Source organism: Psychrobacter cibarius (assembly GCA_030686115.1).
GTDB classification, from domain to species: Bacteria; Pseudomonadota; Gammaproteobacteria; order Pseudomonadales; family Moraxellaceae; genus Psychrobacter; species Psychrobacter cibarius_C.
Map to the genome: position 1 here is coordinate 763,725 of CP131612.1, position 19,300 is coordinate 783,024.

Consider the following 19,300-nt stretch of genomic DNA (forward strand, 5'->3'; position numbering starts at 1 on the left):
GTACGACGTTGTTAACCTCGCTCGATGTACTATTAGTACAATCTTCACTTGGTCGCCTAGTCGTACTGCTTTAGTCAATCCATAAATCGCTTTTCGCTAGAAGTATGATTTTGTCATAAAGTTTATTTGATCATTAGAAGCTCTGTTATCGGAAGATAGCAGGGCTTTTTTTTGCCTAATTTTTATAGCGCTACTCATTGGTATATGAGGTATTCACGGTTTTATATACATTTATTTGATAGTGCTGGATAAGTGTTTTATGCTTGGAAAGGTTTCCAATTGACAGACATAGTGAGGGTGTTGCTGTTTCACAGACTTAGTGGTGACACTCTACCTACTATTTACTCATGGTCTTTGATGCATTTCTAAAGATTTCAACAAGTAAAATGCCAATTAGATCAACAAAATCGACCTGACATTATCAAAAGTATTGAATATATAAAGTTTTTCTATATATGTTATTATTTAAATATAATTAATAAATGTAATCAATGGACTGATACTTTATCAAAGGATAATTGGATATGTGTTATGGCTGCCCAGCCACAAACTCTTGTGCAATTCAAGGTGATGATGATGAAAAAAATTAGGCTTGGGATTCTTGTAGAAGAGGAAACATTGGCATGGTATAAGTTCAAACCATTAAAATCTCTCGTCGATGAAGGCAAGGTTGAGGTTTGTATTGCTGTCCAACGGGATAAAATACAAGCATCTCACATGTCTCGTCTATCCAAAGTTATTCCTTCCATTAATCAAAAGTTATTTTCTTTTCTTTCTCGAAATAAGAGTAATACCAAGCGTTATTCTATTCATGACTTGGTGGCTAATGGTACGATGCCCATCGTAATATCAATAGTAAATCAGGATAAAATTTATGATGAGATTGAGGATTCAGTGATTGAGAAACTTGAAGCCGCCAATCTAGATTATCTGGTCAAATTTGGTTTTCGAACCTTAGCAGGGAGAATTCTGAGTGTTTCAAAAAAAGGTATTCTCTTATTTCGTTACGGCGATGAAACCAAACAAAGACGCGGATCAGCATTGTATTGGCAGTTTGCCGAACAATGGGAGAATAGCGTAGTCACGCTACATCTGTTAAATGAGCGTCTTAATGGTGATAAAGTCGTTGGGAGAGGGTATGGCTCTTTATTTTACTGGGACTATAATTTAACCGAGCATAAATTAAATAGTGTCGCAGCATCGATATTGTATTGGTATTTCCATAAAAATAAAATTGGCGTCAAAAGTGGAGATTCGACGAATTTAATGCTTAACGATGCAATTTATGAAGAACCCCAACAACTGACTGCCATACGGCATTTGATGAGTTTTTTTAAAAACTATACGATAAAGACTTTCTATAAGAGTCTTTATCACAATAACTGGAGTATTTTGATTGGTTCTATTGATCAGTCGATGCAAACATACACTGAGCTATTGCCTGAAAAAGGATGTTTTTGGGCTGACCCTTTTTATATTGAGCGAGATTCAAGGCGTTATATATTTTTTGAGAGCTTAAATTATAAAGAAGGTATCGGCCGCATAGAGTGGATAGAACTGGATGAGCACTATCAAGTTATCAATTCTGGAACAGTCGATTTAGGTATTAGCTCTCATTTAAGCTTTCCTAATGTATTCGAGCATGAAAACGCTGTATATATGATTCCAGAAGCCGCCAAGACCAATTGTATTAACCTATTAAAAGCGACGGATTTTCCGCAGAAGTGGGAAAAAGTTCATGAGTTGGTGTCTGGGGTTCAGGCAGCAGATAGTGCCGTTATTGAGCACAATGGCTTATGGTATCTTTTTACCACGCATGGTTCAATTTCAGTCCTTACGATGGATTTAGAATTGCATATTTATACGTCTGATAAGTTGGAGTCAGATAACTGGAGCATTCATCCCTCGGCGCCTTTAAAAATTGATGTGCGTGGATCACGATTAGCAGGTGCATTATTCCGAAAAAATGGTCAGCTGTTTCGTACGGCTCAAGATGGCACTATTAGGTATGGACGTAGAGTGGCTTTGTATCTGGTAGAAGAGTTGACACCGACATCTTACAAAGAAACCTTTGTGCGTTATATCGAACCCAATTGGGAAAACGATATCGATCGTCTCCATACCTATAACGTATATGATCAAACTGTCGTGCTTGATGTTTCAAGAGATAAATTGCGTTTTACCGTATAATCATTAAGAATCTTTACGGCAACTGGTGATAATATTCTGTCGAAAAACCCCGATAGGCTCAGCTTATCGGGGTTTATTTATACAAATTAGATATTTTTTTAAAACTACTGACTGGCTGCATCCCGTCTAAACGTCCACGTTTTATCATCAGAAGCCTCTTCACAGTAATAATATCCCGCCAAATCAAACTGCTTTAGCTGCTCAGCATTGGTTAGCTTATTATCAGCAGCATACTTCATCATCAGTCCGCGTGCTTTTTTGGCATAGAAGCTAATCACTTTGTATTGACCATTCTTTTCATCTTCAAATCGTGGCGTGATAACTTCCGCATTTAGCGCTTTTTTCTTTACCACTTTGAAATATTCATTTGACGCCAGATTAATCAAAATCTTATCATCACTATCTGCCATACGTGCATTAATAATGGCAGTTACTTCCTCGCCCCAAAACTCATAAAGGTTATCGCCACGTTCATTTTTCAGTTTGGTACCCATCTCTAAACGATAGGGCTGAATCAAATCGAACGGTTTCAATACGCCATATAATCCAGACAAGATACCCAGATGCTTATTGACATAAATGGCGGTGTCTTTATCCATATGATACATATCAAGTCCAGTGTAAACATCGCCATCGAATAAATAACCTGCAGGTTTGGCATTGTCTAAAGTAAATGGCTTATCGTTGCTCCAACGCCACTCTTGATTGCGCTTGGCATTGAGCTGTGCCAGATCATCAGAGATGCCCATCAGTTCTTGTAAATCAATAGGTTCTTTTGATTTTAAGTTTTTCATCAATGCTTGCGCATGTTCGATGAGCTCTGGCTGACTATAATATTTGTCTAAGTTCACTGGCACCGCATCTTTCTCATTTAAAGATTTGGCAGGAGAAAGTAAAAAATACATCGTCATTCCTTATTATAGTGAGTCAATGGGTATTCTATTTATGTATCAAGTTTTCTTATTATACGATATGCAGCATTGTATCTTGACCTACCCGTCGTTACTTCGTGTTTTTTAACGTTACCCTTAAAAAGGACAGATATTTGAGTAATATAAGCCGATAGCTTGTCAAGTTTAGCGTTTAATTGAAAAGGAAAAATTTTTAATATAACAATAAAAGTTATGCAGATGGTGTAAATGCCTAACTTTTTATTTTACTTGTGGGTCATCATTAGGCAATGAAAGTTGGCAGATGATGTCTCTATAATAAAAAGGCATGATGGCAAAGTAGTCATCATTTATTAAATTGATAGTCTTTGGTCTTAAGTGTTAACCAACCATGACCAAAGATTTTTTCGTCCCCTGTGCTTTTTAAATGTGCGTTGAGGGTGTTAAAGGTAGTCGTGAGACGTAAGTATAGTCATTAGACGTAAGTAAGGAGACGGTATGAAAATCGGTGTAATCAGTGCAGATATCGCGAGCGAGAGCCGTGTAGCGATAACCCCAGACGCAATCAAAAAATTGCGTAAGCTTGGGTTTGAAGTCGTCATTCAGTCAGGTGCAGGTCAAGCGGCATATTATGCGGATGAGTTGTATCAGGCTGCAGGTGCCGATATTGCCAGCAGCAGCGCCGAGGTCATTACACAGTCTCGAATTATTACCACCGTCAATGACTTACCTGCTGCAGCTATTGAAGGCTTAACGTCAGGTCAGATTGTCATTGGCATGCTCGACCCATATCGTAATACTCAGCTCGACACTTATGCGACCAAAGGTGTCACTGCCTTTGCGATGGAACTTTTACCTCGCACATTGTCACGCGCACAGAATATGGATGTCTTGTCATCGCAAGCCAACCTTGCTGGTTACAAAGCAGTATTGCTCGCGGCAAATGAATACTCACGTCCTTTCCCGATGTTTATGACCTCAGCCGGTACAGTTAAGCCTGCTAAAGTGGTCATCTTAGGCGTTGGGGTTGCTGGCTTGCAAGCGATTGCGACAGCCAAGCGTTTAGGTGCAGTGGTAGAAGCGAGTGATTTACGTCCGACAGCTCGTGAGCAAGTAGAGTCATTGGGTGGTAAATGGCTGGATGTGCCGATGAGTGCAGAGGAGGCTGAGACTGCCAAGTCTACTGGTGGTTATGCGTGGGCGCCATCCGAGCAATATGTCAAAGATCAAGCCGCTGTTGTAGATAAAGCCTTGAGCAATGCGGACATTGTCATTACTACTGCACAGATTCCGGGTCGTAACGCACCGCGTTTGGTGCACGGTGCAACCCTTGCTAAAATGAAGGCAGGTTCTGTGCTGATAGATATGGCTGCTGGCACAGGTGGCAACGTCGAAGGCAGTGTGCCTAACGAAACCATCACTACAGACAATGGTGTGCGTATCGTTGGTGCCGCCAACATCCCATCGATGCTCGCCGCGCAGTCTTCAGATTTGTATGCCAACAATTTGGTTAACTTTATCGCGACCTTAATTGCGCCTGCTAGCGATGACGCTTCAGCAAGTGACGCATCAGCTAATTTGGCACTTAAATTAGACATGGAAGACGAGATTCAAGGCGCACTGGCAGTGACACATGAGGGTCAGGTACGACTGGCCAAACGCTAGTTTTAACGGGCTAAGTTTTTACAGCCTGTCATTACAACTTTGTCACCACTAACGTTGTCACCACACATTTGCCAGTAACGAATAAATTTTTAGGAGGATTAGATGATTGCCACTATTTTAGCGGCAGCGCCAGCTGCTGCGGCCATGAGTAGCACACCATTTGTAGCGATTTTTACCGTATTTGTACTCGCTATTTTTGTCGGATATTACGTGGTTTGGGGCGTAACGCCTGCACTGCACACACCATTGATGGCCGTCACCAATGCACTATCAAGTATTGTCATCGTTGGTGCCATGCTACAGACCGTCACCATTGATGGTTCTATCTTTACACCGACCAGTATCCTTGGTGCTTTTGCCGTATTTTTAGCCAGTATCAATATCTTCGGTGGCTTTGCCGTGACCGAACGTATGCTTGCGATGTTCAAACCGAAAGTGAAAAAAGCACCCGCTCTTGAAACTGGAGGCGACGCATGAACGACTTCTCAACAATGATTGCGGCAAATGCTGATTGGTTTTATTTAGTAGGCGCTATCCTCTTTGTATTAACGTTACGTGGTTTATCCAGCCCAAAGACCGCTATCCGTGGTAACCGCTTTGGTATGGTAGCGATGGCGATTGCGGTCGTCACGACATTCTTCTTAGCAGAAGGCCCTGTCCTTTGGTTAATTATCGGTGCGATGATTTTGGGTGCCCTCGTCGGCATGTGGAAAGCGAAAACAGTCGCGATGACACAAATGCCAGAAACCGTTGCCTTGATGCATTCGTTCGTCGGTTTGGCAGCGGTCGCCATTGCACTGGCAACCGTATTGCATACTGAACAGCAGCATGGTGCCGTTGCCCGTGTAGAGCTATTTATCGGTTGTTTCATCGGTGCGATTACTTTCTCAGCCTCGGTCTTTGCCTTTGGTAAATTAGCCGCAAAAAGCTGGGCTAAAACATTGGTTGGGGGTTGGGTAAAACCCGTCCAAGCATTATTATTCATTGCGATGATTGCTTTCGGTGGCGTCTATTTCGTCACTGACTCATTACCAGCGTTTTATGCGATGGCAGTGATTGCCGTGATATTTGGTTGGATGTGGATTGCGCCAATCGGTGGCGGTGATATGCCAGTGGTTGTCTCACTATTGAACTCGTTCTCAGGTTGGGCGGCAGCAGGTATTGGTTTCACCCTCGGCAACTCGATGCTCATTATCGCAGGGTCGCTCGTCGGTTCATCAGGCGCGATTTTATCTTATATCATGTGTAAAGCCATGAACCGCTCATTACTCAACGTCTTGTTTGGCGGTATGGGTACAGGAGCCGTAGCAGCAGGCGCTGATGATGGCGCACCAAAGAACTATAAAGCAGGCTCAGCAGAAGATGCTGGGTTCTTAATGGCCAATGCCAGTAGTGTGGTTATTGTTCCGGGTTACGGTATGGCGCAAGGTCGTGCACAGAACGCGGTAAAAGAGTTGTATGAGCTGCTAAAAGAAGAAGGTGTGAATGTACGCTTTGCCATTCATCCAGTGGCGGGTCGTATGCCAGGTCACATGAACGTGCTATTGGCTGAAGCGGACGTACCTTATGATGATATTTTAGAAATGGATGAGATCAACTCAGACTTCGCCAGTACAGATGTCGTCTTGGTAATCGGTGCAAATGATGTGGTCAACCCCTCTGCAAAAGATGATCCATCGTCGCCAATCTTTGGTATGCCGATTCTAGAAGTCACTAAAGCTCAAACCGTTATGGTCATCAAGCGCTCAATGAATACAGGTTATGCAGGGCTTGATAATAGTCTGTTCTACATGGATAAAACCATGATGATCTTTGGTGATGCCAAGAAAATGGTCGAAGAGATGGTACGTAGTATCAATGGTGCAGGTCATTAATCTTTAAAGTTAGTTTTTAAATATAATTAAATATCCGCTTTTAAATAAAAAAGTCACTTAGGTGGCTTTTTTGCGTTAAGGTACGCTGCATTTATAGCCAGTCACTGTTTATATATTATATACAATAATTTATACCCAATAAATTTACACAAAATAAGCGTTAAGAGAGTTATTTATGAATATGTTGATACGTTTTTTTATTATGGTCAGTTTGCTAAAACAACAACTTAAGCAGCAATCAGTAAGCGAGCGCCTTAGTATTGAGCTCTTGATTGCACCCACTGTTCGCCATTATCGAGTGTTGCCGCATGATATGGGCTTTCGAAATCATCTGCCTAATTATCGTTATTTGTCCTTTATTGAGCTGAACGTTACTCGTTGGCTGATGGCACACTGTCATCAAAAAGGTATTAAGCCCTTGAATTGGGTTATCGCCATGCAAGAGATGGTTTATCTAAAAGAAATTAAATTTTTAGATAAGATGACGGTAAGTAGCACGCTTGTTGGCTGGGATAAAAAATACGTTTATTTTGAAACGCGCTTTTTTGTAAAAAACCAGCTGATGGGCGTTGGTATGACTAAGTTTGTATTGACCAATAAAAAAGGCAAATGCGCGCCAGAGATATTGGATATGATAGGCGAGCGGTTGAATGAGGTCATTGATTCTTGGAATGAGCATCAAGTGGCGATTAAATCTGCTGAAACGAGTAAAACAACAAATGCTGCATAACGAACTTGTCTATAATCAGCAGGCGAATTTTGGTAGGATAGCGGTTATTAAGTTGCCAATCAAATTACCAGTCAAATTGACCATTGATTTGATGACGTGTCTAAAAATGATTAAAAGTTGAGGAGCCATCATGACCCCGCAAAAATTAAAATGGACAGACAGCTTAGATATCGCTATTGAGCTGTATGAAAAGTTTCCAGAGACCGATCCACAGTACATCCGTTTTACTGATTTACATCGCTGGGTGACTGAGCTTGAAGGTTTTGATGATGATCCACAAAAATCAAACGAAGGCATCTTGGAAGCGATTCAAATGAATTGGATTGATGAAGCAGATTAGATTTATATCCTGAAGCGCTATTTTTAATACCATCTCAAATAGAAAACTGAATAAATATATAGGACTTACAGATCATGACGTCACAAATTAAAGAGTTGCCTGAAGCAATAACTTGTAAAGGTATTAGCGTTCGTACGACCAATAACGCTGAGATTAGCGAAGACACGGCTAAACTGGGTCGTTTATGGCAAAAGTTTTACCAAAACCATGCCAATGATTTGCCTAAAGGCGAAGACATTTATGGTGTCTACCATAACTATGAGAGCGATGATTTGGTCGGCGCTTTTGACGTGGTTGCCAGTTGGAAAGTAGCCAGTGAGCAAGAGCCATCAGACAGTGAAAATATATCTAAGGCTGCAAACCTAGTAACAGTAGATATTCCTGCAGGAAAGTATTTGGTATTCTCTGAGCAGGGTAGAATGCCATACACGGTGATGAATGCTTGGGAAAAGGCTTGGACCTATTTTAATGATCGCAGCTGTGAACATACACGAACTTTTGATGTCGATTTTGAGCGTTATATCGGTGGTAATCTAGAGTATGGTCAAGTTGATCTCTATATTGGTATTGAGTAAAATTAGTATTGAATAAATTAGGGCGTGTTGAACATTGGGAATAAAACGATGGCAAAAAAATAGCAAACGGTTAGTCTTTAAGTTCTCACACAAAAAAGACCTCGTTTGCTATGCCTCGTACAATGCTCAAAGATCAACACTGGACAAGACTAAGACCTATATTACTAGAACTTAATATCTATGACAAAGGAAATCTTAGACAAACAGTCGAAGGCGTATTATATCGTATGCGTGTTGGCTGTCCTTGGCGTGATCTGCCACCTTACTTTGGTAAGCCTAATACCGTCTACAAGGCTTATCAGCGCTGGTTTCGTAGCAATAAACTGATTGCACTGTTCGCTTTATTAATTAAAGACTCAGACTGTGAATGGGTATTTATCGATGGCACACACATTAAAGCGCATCAGCACAGTAATGGTAGCAATGAGGTGGAACAAGCCATTAGTAAAAGTGTGGCAGGACGCGCCACCAAGATTCATTTAGCGGTTGATGCTCACGGTAATCCTATTACTTTTATCTTATCAGATGGCACGACTCACGATGTAAAGGTAGCACCAGATTTAGTGGATAAGATTAATTTAAGTGGTACAGACATGCTATGTGCCGATAAGGGCTATGATTCTGATCCGCTGCGAGACCATATTGAACAAGCGGGTTGCTTCAATAATATTCCTAGAAAACAGAATACTAAGTTCACCAATAACCATATGGACTGGCACTTGTACAAGGCTCGGCACTTAGTAGAAAATGCTTTTGCTAAGTTAAAAAACTACAGGGCGGTTGCAACTAGATTTGATAAGCTCAAACAAAGTTATGAGAACACAGTGGCTCTCGCTTGTGCCTATATCTGGCTGAAATTATGAATGTTCAACACGCCCTAGTCAAAATAATAAAAAAGCGCCAAGTCTGCTATCAGACTTGGCGCTTTTTTTGCTTACTTCAACGAATGATTAATCTAACAGTAAATTCTCTAAAATCCCTTCATAAATCTGCGCAAGTTTACCTAGGTCATCGACTTCTACCTTTTCATCAACCTGATGAATCGTGGCATTACGCACACCCAACTCAACCACTTGTGCACCAGTCGGCGCGATAAAGCGTCCGTCAGAAGTACCACCTGATGTAGATAGTGTCGTGTCAGTATCAGTTACCTTTTTGATCGCTTTTTGACAGGCAGAAACCAACTTACCTTCAGGGGTCAAAAACGGCTGACCAGATAATTTCCAATGGATATCATAACTGGCCTTACTATTAGTAAAATGCTTGTCAAACATAGCATGCGTTTTTGCTTTTAGCTCATCTTCAGTCGTTTCCGTAGAAAAGCGGAAATTGAAGATAACTCTTAACGTCTCAGGAATGACGTTGGTGGCGCCTGTACCGCTATTGATATTAGAGATTTGCAGGGAAGTCGCAGGGAAGTAGTCATTGCCATTATCCCAAGTAGCGGCAGTCAGTTCCGCCAAAGCTGCCATCGTTGCATGAATAGGGTTGCAAGCTAAATGCGGGTAAGCAACATGACCTTGTTTGCCAGTGACCGTAAGTTCCGCACCCAATGAGCCGCGGCGACCGTTTTTAATGATATCGCCGAGCGTATCTGTGCTCGATGGTTCGCCAACCAAGCAATAGGTGATTTTTTCATTGCGGGCTTCTAAGGTCTCAATGACTTTGACCGTGCCATTAATAGACGGGCCTTCTTCATCCGAGGTGATTAAAAAAGCAATTGAACCATTGTGCTCAGGATAATTAGCGACGAAACGCTCGGCAGCGACGGTAAAAGCCGCAATCCCCGTTTTCATGTCAGCCGCACCGCGAGCCCATAGATAACCATCAGCGATGGTTGGCGTAAATGGCGGATACGTCCAATTGTTCTCATCACCTGTTGGCACGACGTCGGTATGACCAGCAAAACAGATAACTGGATCAGTGGTGCCACGGCGCGCCCATAGATTTTTAACTTCTGCATGTTCGCCGCTTTGATCTCTATCGCCAAAATACATAAATTCGCAGTCAAACCCAGCTTGTGATAATCGTTCTGACAAGATATCTTGGCAGCCATCATCATCTGGTGTGACTGAAGGGCGTTCAAGTAGCGCAATACTTAAATCTAGCGTTTGCTGCTGATGGTTTTGTTGTTGATGGATGGTTTGTTTAGTAAAGTCCGACATGAATAAACCTTTTTATTATAAATTAAGATGATAATTTTTTAAAATTGGCAGCCACGATAAAATCAGTCGTTGCTTGTTACTTGCTAATGCGTTTTAAATATTGTCTTCAACAAAAGGCACCAAACCATCGCGGCGCATCCAAGTGGCGATAGAATAACGCTGCCGCTGGGCAATTTGCACTTGATGTTTTAGGTCACTTTCAAATATCACCAATCTATTGGCGACAGGCATGACGTTATGATGAACGCCATGTTTATCAATGATTTCTAGTGCGCCGCCGTCAGTTGGTTCCCATTCATCATTGAGATAAAACACCGCAGAGATAACGCGTTCATCACGCCCAGCTGGATTGTCACTATGCCATTGGTAGCCAAAACCCACCGGATAGCAAGCATAATGCGCTTCACTGTGGCGAATACCGGCAAATAAACTGCGATTAAATAAGGCGGCAAGCGCATTGATACTTTGCAAATAATAATAACCTGCAAAGAAATTTTCTGTAATCCAGCGGATGCGATCACCGCGAATATCACTAACACGAATCCCAGCTGTCAGCTCTGCATCACGATAGTCAATAAAACCACTCTCTGCTTGCAAGGCTAACAGCGCTTTCGTTTCAAAGACCTCATCAATAACGATCCACCCATCATCAACGAATGTATCCAGTTGTGTATCAGTCAGCTTATCTTGCCAACTAATATCAAAATCAGACTGGTGTAATACGCGCTGAGTCAGCAGTTTTTGGCTTGGGTCGTCGCTATGAGGAAATAATAATGGTGGATTATCTTCTCCTATCGGATGATCAATCATCAACTTTGTCACATCAAGATTGCTAATAATCTCTGTCATTTCGTCTCACTATGGTCAGTTAGCTAGCAATACATAGCCAATCAATGCCTTTTTACCAAAACCATCGTTATCTTTTACTCTGCCTATGCTACCATAGATGTAATTTTTCTTATTTAAACTTTTGAGATTATGAACTATAAACACGCCTACCACGCTGGTAACTTTGCTGATGTGGTTAAACACATTTTATTGGTACAACTCCTTAATCAATTGGGGCAAAAAAACAAACCTTTTTATGTGCTTGATGCTTATGGTGGTCGCGGACTGTATTCACTGAGCAGTGAAGAAGCGCGCAAGACAGGTGAGGCCAAAGGTGGTATCCAAGCGTTACTAAATGCCAATACCGACAAGGCACCCGCTGCCGTCAAAGATTATATGGAAGGCATTAAGCAAGCGCGTTTCACTTATGACAATAAAGTCTACCCTGGTTCTCCTTGGTGGGTTGCCCATCATATCGAGAAAAATCCAGATGCGTGCGTGCGTGGTGAAGCTTTTGAAGCCAAAGCTAGCGAATATGATGCGCTAAACTATCAGTTGCACAAGTTACCCATTGGTATACAGCATCGTGATGCCTTTGAAGGTATTACCGCCGTTATTCCACCAAAAGAAAAGCGCGGTCTGATTTTTCTTGATCCGCCTTATGAGCAAGAGCACAAAGATTTTACCCGCCTTATAAATTTACTCGTTGCTGCTTATAATAAATGGCCACAAGGCACTTACGCGCTTTGGTTCCCTATTAAGAACGTTGAAGCCGTTGAATTGTTTTACAAAAAACTGAAGCGTACCGAAATGCGCCGCCAGTTGGTTTGTGAGCTGAATATTTATCCAAATGATGTGGCGGTTGGTCTTAACGGTACAGGTTTACTGGTCATCAATCCACCTTGGCAATTTGATAATCATGCACGTGAGATATTACGCTTCTTACAGCCTGCATTAAAAGTGGCTGACGCGCCAGATTTAACGCCTGATAGCGCAACCAATGTACGCTGGCTAGTCGGCGAATAACCATGTTAGTGAATAACTATGCCGGCAAATAAGGATATTGAGATGACTAACGTGCAATCACCTAAAGACGAATCAAATCATCCGCCTCTAAATGATGGATTGTTACAAGACAGCGCAGCCGCCCAGCCGCCCTTTGTTGATGAGCATGATTTCAATATTCGCTTAGCGGATAATGAGAGTTATGATGGCTTGACCTTTGAAGTGATTGAAGCAGAAGTTGCTGAAGGGCAGCGAGTAGTCAGTCGCGGTGTCTATTTAGCGCCAAACCTAATTACAACCTTGTCACTGCTATCTGGCTTTTATTCGATTTTAGCCAGTACGCAAGGCGAGTTCTACAAAGCTTCTTTAGCCATCTTTTTGTCCGCTATTCTCGACGGTGCTGATGGGCGAGTGGCGCGTATGCTTAATGCGCAAAGCCCGTTTGGCGAGCAATATGATTCGCTTGCCGATATGCTGGCTTTTGGTGTTGCACCAGCGATCTTAGTTTATAGTTTTGCGTTGCAGCCGTTAGGTCGCATTGGCTTGGGCTGTGCGTTTGTCTTTACTGCCTGTGCTGCCTTCCGTCTGGCACGTTTTAACGTTCAGGTCGGTATTGTTGATAAAAAATACTTTGTCGGTTTGGCCAGTCCACTTGCTGCTATATTAGTAACGGCAGCGGTTATGGTCGCTGTCGACCATAATGAATGGATTGGTCAGTACGATACGGCGGTCATGTTCTTATTCGCCGCTTGGGTGGTGATTTGTGGTTTACTGATGGTTAGTAACGTCAAATACTATAGCTTTAAAGAGTTTGATAAAAAGAAAGTACCTTTTGTGGTTCTAATAATCGGTGTATTGGTCATGAGTATTGTGCTCTATGACATACCTGTCGGTATTTTAGCTATTGGTATTATCTATGCACTGTCGGGTATTGTTACGACGATTAAAGCAAAAGCAAATTTTTAGAATTGACTGTTCGTGTCATATTAAGGAATTTACCGTAGGGTAAGTTCCTTTTTTTATACGCTTTATATATCAAACCAGCTATCAGTGTATTCATCACGATAAGATAAAGAAGGACCAACTAATTTTTTAGCTAATGATCATTGATAACGGCTCGTTAAAGAAACCCACATGATTGAGATGAAATAAGCATGCTTATTTAAGAGCTTACCTCAGCCCAGCGCAAATAAACATACACTACTACCCAGTTAAAGCAAAAGTAGCGTCGCCATTCTGCCAATTTAGTCTAATATCCAAGATTATTCAATATTAAGCTAAAATAGCCCTTGACTAAAGATTCAAACCCTCTATAATACGCCCTCATCAAGACGAGCTGGAAGCTTATATGTAAGATACATATAAATAACCCAATTCACTTGACAAATCAAATCATTATGATAAGATAGTCGGCTCGCTAGATAGCTTGACCCGTAAGGGATTAAGGCTAAATAGCAATAGAATTACCCTATATATCAGTTACTGGACGACAGTGATTGAGCACTATTTAAAAGCATAACTAAAGAACAACTTGTGTGGATTTTTGCTGATTCAGAATGCTAAAAAATAAAGTTGGTTTTAACTCCTTTTCGGAGTTCATTCTAACTATAAAAATTATCATTTAAGACAGCAGAAAAACTCAAAGTTAATTCATTACGAACATAATTTTTAGCGATTTTGCCAGATTAGATGAGCCAAGTTTAGAAGCTTCTTTAAAGAGCTTCATAGCAAGATTAAACTGAAGAGTTTGATCATGGCTCAGATTGAACGCTGGCGGCAGGCTTAACACATGCAAGTCGAGCGGTAACAGGAGAAGCTTGCTTCTCGCTGACGAGCGGCGGACGGGTGAGTAATACTTAGGAATCTACCTAGTAGTGGGGGATAGCACGGGGAAACTCGTATTAATACCGCATACGACCTACGGGAGAAAGGGGGCAGTTTACTGCTCTCGCTATTAGATGAGCCTAAGTCGGATTAGCTAGATGGTGGGGTAAAGGCCTACCATGGCGACGATCTGTAGCTGGTCTGAGAGGATGATCAGCCACACCGGGACTGAGACACGGCCCGGACTCCTACGGGAGGCAGCAGTGGGGAATATTGGACAATGGGGGAAACCCTGATCCAGCCATGCCGCGTGTGTGAAGAAGGCCTTTTGGTTGTAAAGCACTTTAAGCAGTGAAGAAGACTCCATGGTTAATACCCATGGACGATGACATTAGCTGCAGAATAAGCACCGGCTAACTCTGTGCCAGCAGCCGCGGTAATACAGAGGGTGCAAGCGTTAATCGGAATTACTGGGCGTAAAGGGAGCGTAGGTGGCTCTATAAGTCAGATGTGAAATCCCCGGGCTTAACCTGGGAACTGCATCTGAAACTGTAGAGCTAGAGTATGTGAGAGGAAGGTAGAATTCCAGGTGTAGCGGTGAAATGCGTAGAGATCTGGAGGAATACCGATGGCGAAGGCAGCCTTCTGGCATAATACTGACACTGAGGCTCGAAAGCGTGGGTAGCAAACAGGATTAGATACCCTGGTAGTCCACGCCGTAAACGATGTCTACTAGTCGTTGGGTCCCTTGAGGACTTAGTGACGCAGCTAACGCAATAAGTAGACCGCCTGGGGAGTACGGCCGCAAGGTTAAAACTCAAATGAATTGACGGGGGCCCGCACAAGCGGTGGAGCATGTGGTTTAATTCGATGCAACGCGAAGAACCTTACCTGGTCTTGACATATCTAGAATCCTGCAGAGATGCGGGAGTGCCTTCGGGAATTAGAATACAGGTGCTGCATGGCTGTCGTCAGCTCGTGTCGTGAGATGTTGGGTTAAGTCCCGCAACGAGCGCAACCCTTGTCCTTAGTTACCAGCGGGTTAAGCCGGGAACTCTAAGGATACTGCCAGTGACAAACTGGAGGAAGGCGGGGACGACGTCAAGTCATCATGGCCCTTACGACCAGGGCTACACACGTGCTACAATGGTAGGTACAGAGGGCAGCTACACAGCGATGTGATGCGAATCTCAAAAAGCCTATCGTAGTCCAGATTGGAGTCTGCAACTCGACTCCATGAAGTAGGAATCGCTAGTAATCGCGGATCAGAATGCCGCGGTGAATACGTTCCCGGGCCTTGTACACACCGCCCGTCACACCATGGGAGTTGATTGCACCAGAAGTGGATAGCTTAACCTTCGGGGGAGCGTTCACCACGGTGTGGTTGATGACTGGGGTGAAGTCGTAACAAGGTAGCCGTAGGGGAACCTGCGGCTGGATCACCTCCTTATAGATGGCATTCGGTCAGCAAGAATTCACAACAAGTTGTTCTTTAGTTTAAGCTTACGTTTTAACAAGCGTAATTGGGTCTGTAGCTCAGCTGGTTAGAGCACCGTGTTGATAACGCGGGGGTCAGTGGTTCAAGTCCACTTAGACCCACCATTTTATAATGGGGCCATAGCTCAGTTGGTAGAGCGCCTGCCTTGCACGCAGGAGGTCAACGGTTCGACTCCGTTTGGCTCCACCACTATAGACGAATAAGCTTTAAGTGCTAATAGTATAAATAGAAACAAGTGATTTTAACTGATTACTTCTTTCTGTTTTATACAGAATCTGTGACTCGACGAGAGCATAGAGACTATTTAAAAACATAGATATGAGTCTGGGTTAGGAAGAGCGTGTTCACGCGCACTTCTTAACCTTAGTAATCAACCTCTTAACGACATCAGTTGTTATCCCAGGGGTTGATTACTAAAAAAAGTAAAGAGAACTGAATCAAGCGTATAAACATAGGTGATATCGTTATCATAATTAGATCTTATGACACTTTGAAGTCAACACTTATTTATAAGTTAGACTACTTGGGGTTGTATGGTCAAGTAATGAAGCGCACATGGTGGATGCCTTGGCAGTCAGAGGCGATGAAAGACGTGACAGCCTGCGATAAGCTTCGGGGAGGCGGCAATATCCTGTGATCCGGAGATTTCTGAATGGGGAAACCCACCTACCATAAGGTAGGTATCTTGTACTTGTACAAGAAGCGAACGAGGGGAAGTGAAACATCTCAGTACCCTTAGGAATAGACATCAAATGAGATTCCCCTAGTAGCGGCGAGCGAACGGGGAGAAGCCGATTAATGCTAATGTAGAAGAACAGCGTGGGAAAGCTGACCGTAGTAGGTGATAGTCCTGTATTCGAAACATTAGCGTTAACATATTAAGTAGAGCGGGGCACGAGAAATCCTGTTTGAAGATGGGGGGACCATCCTCCAAGGCTAAATACTCCTGACTGACCGATAGTGAACCAGTACCGTGAGGGAAAGGCGAAAAGAACCCCTGTGAGGGGAGTGAAATAGAACCTGAAACCGTGTGCGTACAAGCAGTGGGAGCCTTAATTTATTAGGGTGACCGCGTACCTTTTGTATAATGGGTCAGCGACTTATATTCTGTAGCAAGGTTAACCGTTTAGGGGAGCCGTAGGGAAACCGAGTCTTAATAGGGCGCCATAGTTGCAGGGTATAGACCCGAAACCGAGTGATCTATCCATGAGCAGGTTGAAAGTGCCGTAACAGGCACCGGAGGACCGAACCCACTGTCGTTGAAAAGCCAGGGGATGACTTGTGGATAGGGGTGAAAGGCTAATCAAACTCGGTGATAGCTGGTTCTCCCCGAAAGCTATTTAGGTAGCGCCTCGGACGAACACCATTGGGGGTAGAGCACTGTTTCGGCTAGGGGGTCATACCGACTTACCAAACCGATGCAAACTCCGAATACCGATGAGTGATATCCGGGAGACACACAGTGGGTGCTAACGTCCATTGTGGAGAGGGAAACAACCCAGACCGCCAGCTAAGGCCCCAAATTCCTAGTTAAGTGGGAAACGAGGTGGGAAGGCATAGACAGCTAGGAGGTTGGCTTAGAAGCAGCCATCCTTTAAAGAAAGCGTAATAGCTCACTAGTCGAGTCGGCCCGCGCGGAAGATGTAACGGGGCTCAAACTAGGAGCCGAAGCTGCGGATTTGAATTTGTTTTCAAGTGGTAGGGGAGCGTTGTGTAAGCCTGTGAAGGTGTGTCGTAAGGCATGCTGGAGGTATCACAAGAGCGAATGCTGACGTGAGTAACGATAATGCGAGTGAAAAGCTCGCACGCCGGAAGATCAAGGGTTCCAGTCCAACGTTAATCGGGGCTGGGTGAGTCGACCCCTAAGGCGAGGCCGAAAGGCGTAGTCGATGGGAAATCGGTTAATATTCCGATACTTGTTTATAATGCGATGGAGGGACGGAGAAGGTTATGTCAGCCTGGCGTTGGTTGTCCAGGTGAAAGGATGTAGGCTTACAACTTAGGTAAATCCGGGTTGTTATATGGCTGAGATCTGATAGCAAGCTGTACTTGTACAGTGAAGTGGCAAATACCATGCTTCCAGGAAAAGCTTCTAAGCAATAGTTATAAACGAATCGTACCCTAAACCGACACAGGTGATCAGGTAGAGAATACCAAGGCGCTTGAGAGAACTCTGCTGAAGGAACTAGGCAAAATGGTACCGTAACTTCGGGAGAAGGTACGCTGCTGATGGTGATAGGACACGCTCCTTGAGCTGTTGGCAGTCGCAGATACCAGGCTGCTGCAACTGTTTATTAAAAACACAGCACTCTGCAAACACGAAAGTGGACGTATAGGGTGTGATGTCTGCCCGGTGCTGGAAGGTTAATTGATGGGGTTAGCGTAAGCGAAGCTCTTGATCGAAGCCCCAGTAAACGGCGGCCGTAACTATAACGGTCCTAAGGTAGCGAAATTCCTTGTCGGGTAAGTTCCGACCTGCACGAATGACATAATGATGGCAGCGCTGTCTCCAGCAGAGACTCAGTGAAATCGAAATCGCAGTGAAGATGCTGTGTACCCGCGGCTAGACGGAAAGACCCCGTGAACCTTTACTACAGCTTTACATTGAACTTTGACCTGACTTGTGCAGGATAGGTGGGAGGCTTTGAAGCCGAGACGCTAGTCTCGGTGGAGCCAATCTTGAAATACCACCCTGGTCATGTTGGGGTTCTAACTCAGGTATAACAATACCGAGGACAATGTATGGTGGGTAGTTTGACTGGGGCGGTCTCCTCCTAAAGAGTAACGGAGGAGTACGAAGGTGCGCTCAGACCGGTCGGAAATCGGTCGTAGAGTATAAAGGCAAAAGCGCGCTTAACTGCGAGACCCACAAGTCGAGCAGGTACGAAAGTAGGTCTTAGTGATCCGGTGGTTCTGTATGGAAGGGCCATCGCTCAACGGATAAAAGGTACTCTGGGGATAACAGGCTGATACCGCCCAAGAGTTCATATCGACGGCGGTGTTTGGCACCTCGATGTCGGCTCATCTCATCCTAGGGCTGAAGCAGGTCCTAAGGGTATGGCTGTTCGCCATTTAAAGAGGTACGCGAGCTGGGTTTAGAACGTCGTGAGACAGTTCGGTCCCTATCTACCGTGGGCGTTGGAAATTTGAGAGGATCTGCTCCTAGTACGAGAGGACCAGAGTGGACGAACCTCTGGTGTTCGGGTTGTCACGCCAGTGGCATTGCCCGGTAGCTACGTTCGGATGGGATAACCGCTGAAAGCATCTAAGCGGGAAGCCCACCTCAAGATTAGATTTCCCTAAAGAGCCGTTGAAGACTACGACGTTGATAGGCAGGGTGTGGAAGTGCAGCGATGCATGTAGCTAACCTGTACTAATTGCTCGTTTGGCTTGACCATACAACACCCAAGTGGTTTGTATGAAAGCTCTAATTAATCTATCTTGTATAAGCGAAAGCTTATAGAAACGAGAGAATATTTCGATATCACCTTTAACCTTGATTCAGTTAGGTTACTGTTGGTCGACTAAAAAGTAACATTTGAAGTCAATAATAACAACATCAGACTCATATCTAACCCCCTTTGCTGACGACAATAGCATGATGGCACCACCTGATCCCTTCCCGAACTCAGAAGTGAAACATCATTGCGCCAATGGTAGTGTGGGTTCGCCCATGTGAGAGTAGGTCATCGTCAGCTCTCTATTCCTGATTATCC

The 19,300-nt window shown here is 43.6% G+C and carries 13 protein-coding genes, 2 tRNA genes and 3 rRNA genes; 15 read left to right on the top strand and 3 right to left on the bottom strand.

The window, feature by feature from the left end:
• Window positions 1–531 precede the first annotated feature (531 nt).
• Complete coding sequence (locus Q6344_03290; GenBank protein ID WLG14385.1) at window positions 532–2,190, top strand: hypothetical protein; 1,659 nt, start codon at window positions 532–534, stop codon at window positions 2,188–2,190.
• Window positions 2,191–2,294: 104 nt separating this feature from the next.
• Here Q6344_03290 and yaaA read toward each other — a convergent pair whose 3' ends face one another.
• Window positions 2,295–3,095, bottom strand: coding sequence for a peroxide stress protein YaaA (gene yaaA / locus Q6344_03295; protein WLG14386.1), 801 nt, complete (start codon window positions 3,093–3,095; stop codon window positions 2,295–2,297).
• A gap of 483 nt (window positions 3,096–3,578) precedes the next feature.
• Here yaaA and Q6344_03300 point away from each other — a divergent pair, with 483 nt between their 5' ends.
• The 7 genes from Q6344_03300 to Q6344_03330 all read left to right on the top strand — a co-directional run bounded on the left by Q6344_03300 (window position 3,579) and on the right by Q6344_03330 (window position 9,127).
• Window positions 3,579–4,745, top strand: a complete 1,167-nt coding sequence (locus Q6344_03300) for an NAD(P) transhydrogenase subunit alpha (GenBank protein WLG14387.1) — start codon at window positions 3,579–3,581, stop codon at window positions 4,743–4,745.
• A gap of 144 nt (window positions 4,746–4,889) precedes the next feature.
• A complete protein-coding gene (locus Q6344_03305) occupies window positions 4,890–5,222 on the top strand; it encodes a proton-translocating transhydrogenase family protein (GenBank protein ID WLG15131.1) in 333 nt (110 codons plus the stop codon).
• Window positions 5,223–5,236: 14 nt separating this feature from the next.
• Window positions 5,237–6,619, top strand: a complete 1,383-nt coding sequence (locus tag Q6344_03310) for an NAD(P)(+) transhydrogenase (Re/Si-specific) subunit beta (GenBank protein ID WLG15132.1) — start codon at window positions 5,237–5,239, stop codon at window positions 6,617–6,619.
• A 175-nt stretch (window positions 6,620–6,794) separates the two neighbouring features.
• Window positions 6,795–7,349 carry an acyl-CoA thioesterase gene (locus Q6344_03315; GenBank protein ID WLG14388.1) on the top strand — a complete coding sequence of 185 codons (555 nt, stop codon included), beginning with the start codon at window positions 6,795–6,797 and terminating at the stop codon, window positions 7,347–7,349.
• A 130-nt stretch (window positions 7,350–7,479) separates the two neighbouring features.
• Window positions 7,480–7,689, top strand: coding sequence for a Fe-S cluster assembly protein IscX (gene iscX / locus Q6344_03320; GenBank protein ID WLG14389.1), 210 nt, complete (start codon window positions 7,480–7,482; stop codon window positions 7,687–7,689).
• Window positions 7,690–7,763: 74 nt separating this feature from the next.
• Window positions 7,764–8,264 (top strand): GyrI-like domain-containing protein, encoded by a 501-nt coding sequence (locus Q6344_03325; GenBank protein WLG14390.1) that lies wholly within the window; start codon window positions 7,764–7,766, stop codon window positions 8,262–8,264.
• Window positions 8,265–8,374: 110 nt separating this feature from the next.
• A complete protein-coding gene (locus tag Q6344_03330) occupies window positions 8,375–9,127 on the top strand; it encodes an IS5 family transposase (protein WLG14391.1) in 753 nt (250 codons plus the stop codon).
• A gap of 87 nt (window positions 9,128–9,214) precedes the next feature.
• Here the strand turns inward: Q6344_03330 and dapE are convergent, their stop codons facing one another.
• Entirely contained in the window at window positions 9,215–10,429 is a 1,215-nt protein-coding gene (dapE, locus tag Q6344_03335; GenBank protein WLG14392.1) for a succinyl-diaminopimelate desuccinylase, read from the bottom strand.
• A 93-nt stretch (window positions 10,430–10,522) separates the two neighbouring features.
• The gene (locus Q6344_03340) at window positions 10,523–11,278 is read right to left on the bottom strand and encodes a 2OG-Fe(II) oxygenase (protein ID WLG14393.1); all 756 of its coding nucleotides are present in this window, start codon (window positions 11,276–11,278) and stop codon (window positions 10,523–10,525) included.
• A 129-nt stretch (window positions 11,279–11,407) separates the two neighbouring features.
• Between Q6344_03340 and rlmJ the strand changes: the two genes are divergently transcribed.
• The 7 genes from rlmJ to rrf all read left to right on the top strand — a co-directional run bounded on the left by rlmJ (window position 11,408) and on the right by rrf (window position 19,282).
• Complete coding sequence (rlmJ, locus tag Q6344_03345; protein ID WLG14394.1) at window positions 11,408–12,283, top strand: 23S rRNA (adenine(2030)-N(6))-methyltransferase RlmJ; 876 nt, start codon at window positions 11,408–11,410, stop codon at window positions 12,281–12,283.
• Window positions 12,284–12,325: 42 nt separating this feature from the next.
• The gene (gene pssA / locus Q6344_03350) at window positions 12,326–13,228 is read left to right on the top strand and encodes a CDP-diacylglycerol--serine O-phosphatidyltransferase (protein WLG14395.1); all 903 of its coding nucleotides are present in this window, start codon (window positions 12,326–12,328) and stop codon (window positions 13,226–13,228) included.
• Window positions 13,229–13,997: 769 nt separating this feature from the next.
• Window positions 13,998–15,536 (top strand): 16S ribosomal RNA (locus Q6344_03355).
• A gap of 75 nt (window positions 15,537–15,611) precedes the next feature.
• A tRNA-Ile gene (locus Q6344_03360) sits at window positions 15,612–15,688 on the top strand.
• Between the two features lie 9 nt (window positions 15,689–15,697).
• A tRNA-Ala gene (locus Q6344_03365) sits at window positions 15,698–15,773 on the top strand.
• A gap of 346 nt (window positions 15,774–16,119) precedes the next feature.
• Window positions 16,120–18,982: ribosomal RNA gene (locus tag Q6344_03370) — 23S ribosomal RNA — on the top strand.
• Between the two features lie 185 nt (window positions 18,983–19,167).
• A 5S ribosomal RNA gene (gene rrf / locus Q6344_03375) occupies window positions 19,168–19,282 on the top strand.
• The 16S, 23S and 5S rRNA genes sit together here with 2 tRNA genes alongside, the layout of an rRNA operon.
• The last annotated feature ends 18 nt before the right edge of the window (window positions 19,283–19,300 follow it).

What these genes read in the sequence shown, in the direction of transcription:
- Q6344_03325 (WLG14390.1), top strand. Translation starts at nt 7,764, where the DNA reads ATGACGTCACAAATTAAAGAGTTGCCTGAAGCAATAACTTGTAAAGGT.
- rlmJ (WLG14394.1), top strand. Translation starts at nt 11,408, where the DNA reads ATGAACTATAAACACGCCTACCACGCTGGTAACTTTGCTGATGTGGTT.
- iscX (WLG14389.1), top strand. Translation starts at nt 7,480, where the DNA reads ATGACCCCGCAAAAATTAAAATGGACAGACAGCTTAGATATCGCTATT.
- Q6344_03315 (WLG14388.1), top strand. Translation starts at nt 6,795, where the DNA reads ATGAATATGTTGATACGTTTTTTTATTATGGTCAGTTTGCTAAAACAA.
- pssA (WLG14395.1), top strand. Translation starts at nt 12,326, where the DNA reads ATGACTAACGTGCAATCACCTAAAGACGAATCAAATCATCCGCCTCTA.
- Q6344_03330 (WLG14391.1), top strand. Translation starts at nt 8,375, where the DNA reads ATGCCTCGTACAATGCTCAAAGATCAACACTGGACAAGACTAAGACCT.
- yaaA (WLG14386.1), bottom strand. Translation starts at nt 3,095, where the DNA reads ATGTATTTTTTACTTTCTCCTGCCAAATCTTTAAATGAGAAAGATGCG.
- Q6344_03300 (WLG14387.1), top strand. Translation starts at nt 3,579, where the DNA reads ATGAAAATCGGTGTAATCAGTGCAGATATCGCGAGCGAGAGCCGTGTA.
- Q6344_03310 (WLG15132.1), top strand. Translation starts at nt 5,237, where the DNA reads ATGATTGCGGCAAATGCTGATTGGTTTTATTTAGTAGGCGCTATCCTC.
- Q6344_03340 (WLG14393.1), bottom strand. Translation starts at nt 11,278, where the DNA reads ATGACAGAGATTATTAGCAATCTTGATGTGACAAAGTTGATGATTGAT.
- dapE (WLG14392.1), bottom strand. Translation starts at nt 10,429, where the DNA reads ATGTCGGACTTTACTAAACAAACCATCCATCAACAACAAAACCATCAG.
- Q6344_03305 (WLG15131.1), top strand. Translation starts at nt 4,890, where the DNA reads ATGAGTAGCACACCATTTGTAGCGATTTTTACCGTATTTGTACTCGCT.
- Q6344_03290 (WLG14385.1), top strand. Translation starts at nt 532, where the DNA reads ATGGCTGCCCAGCCACAAACTCTTGTGCAATTCAAGGTGATGATGATG.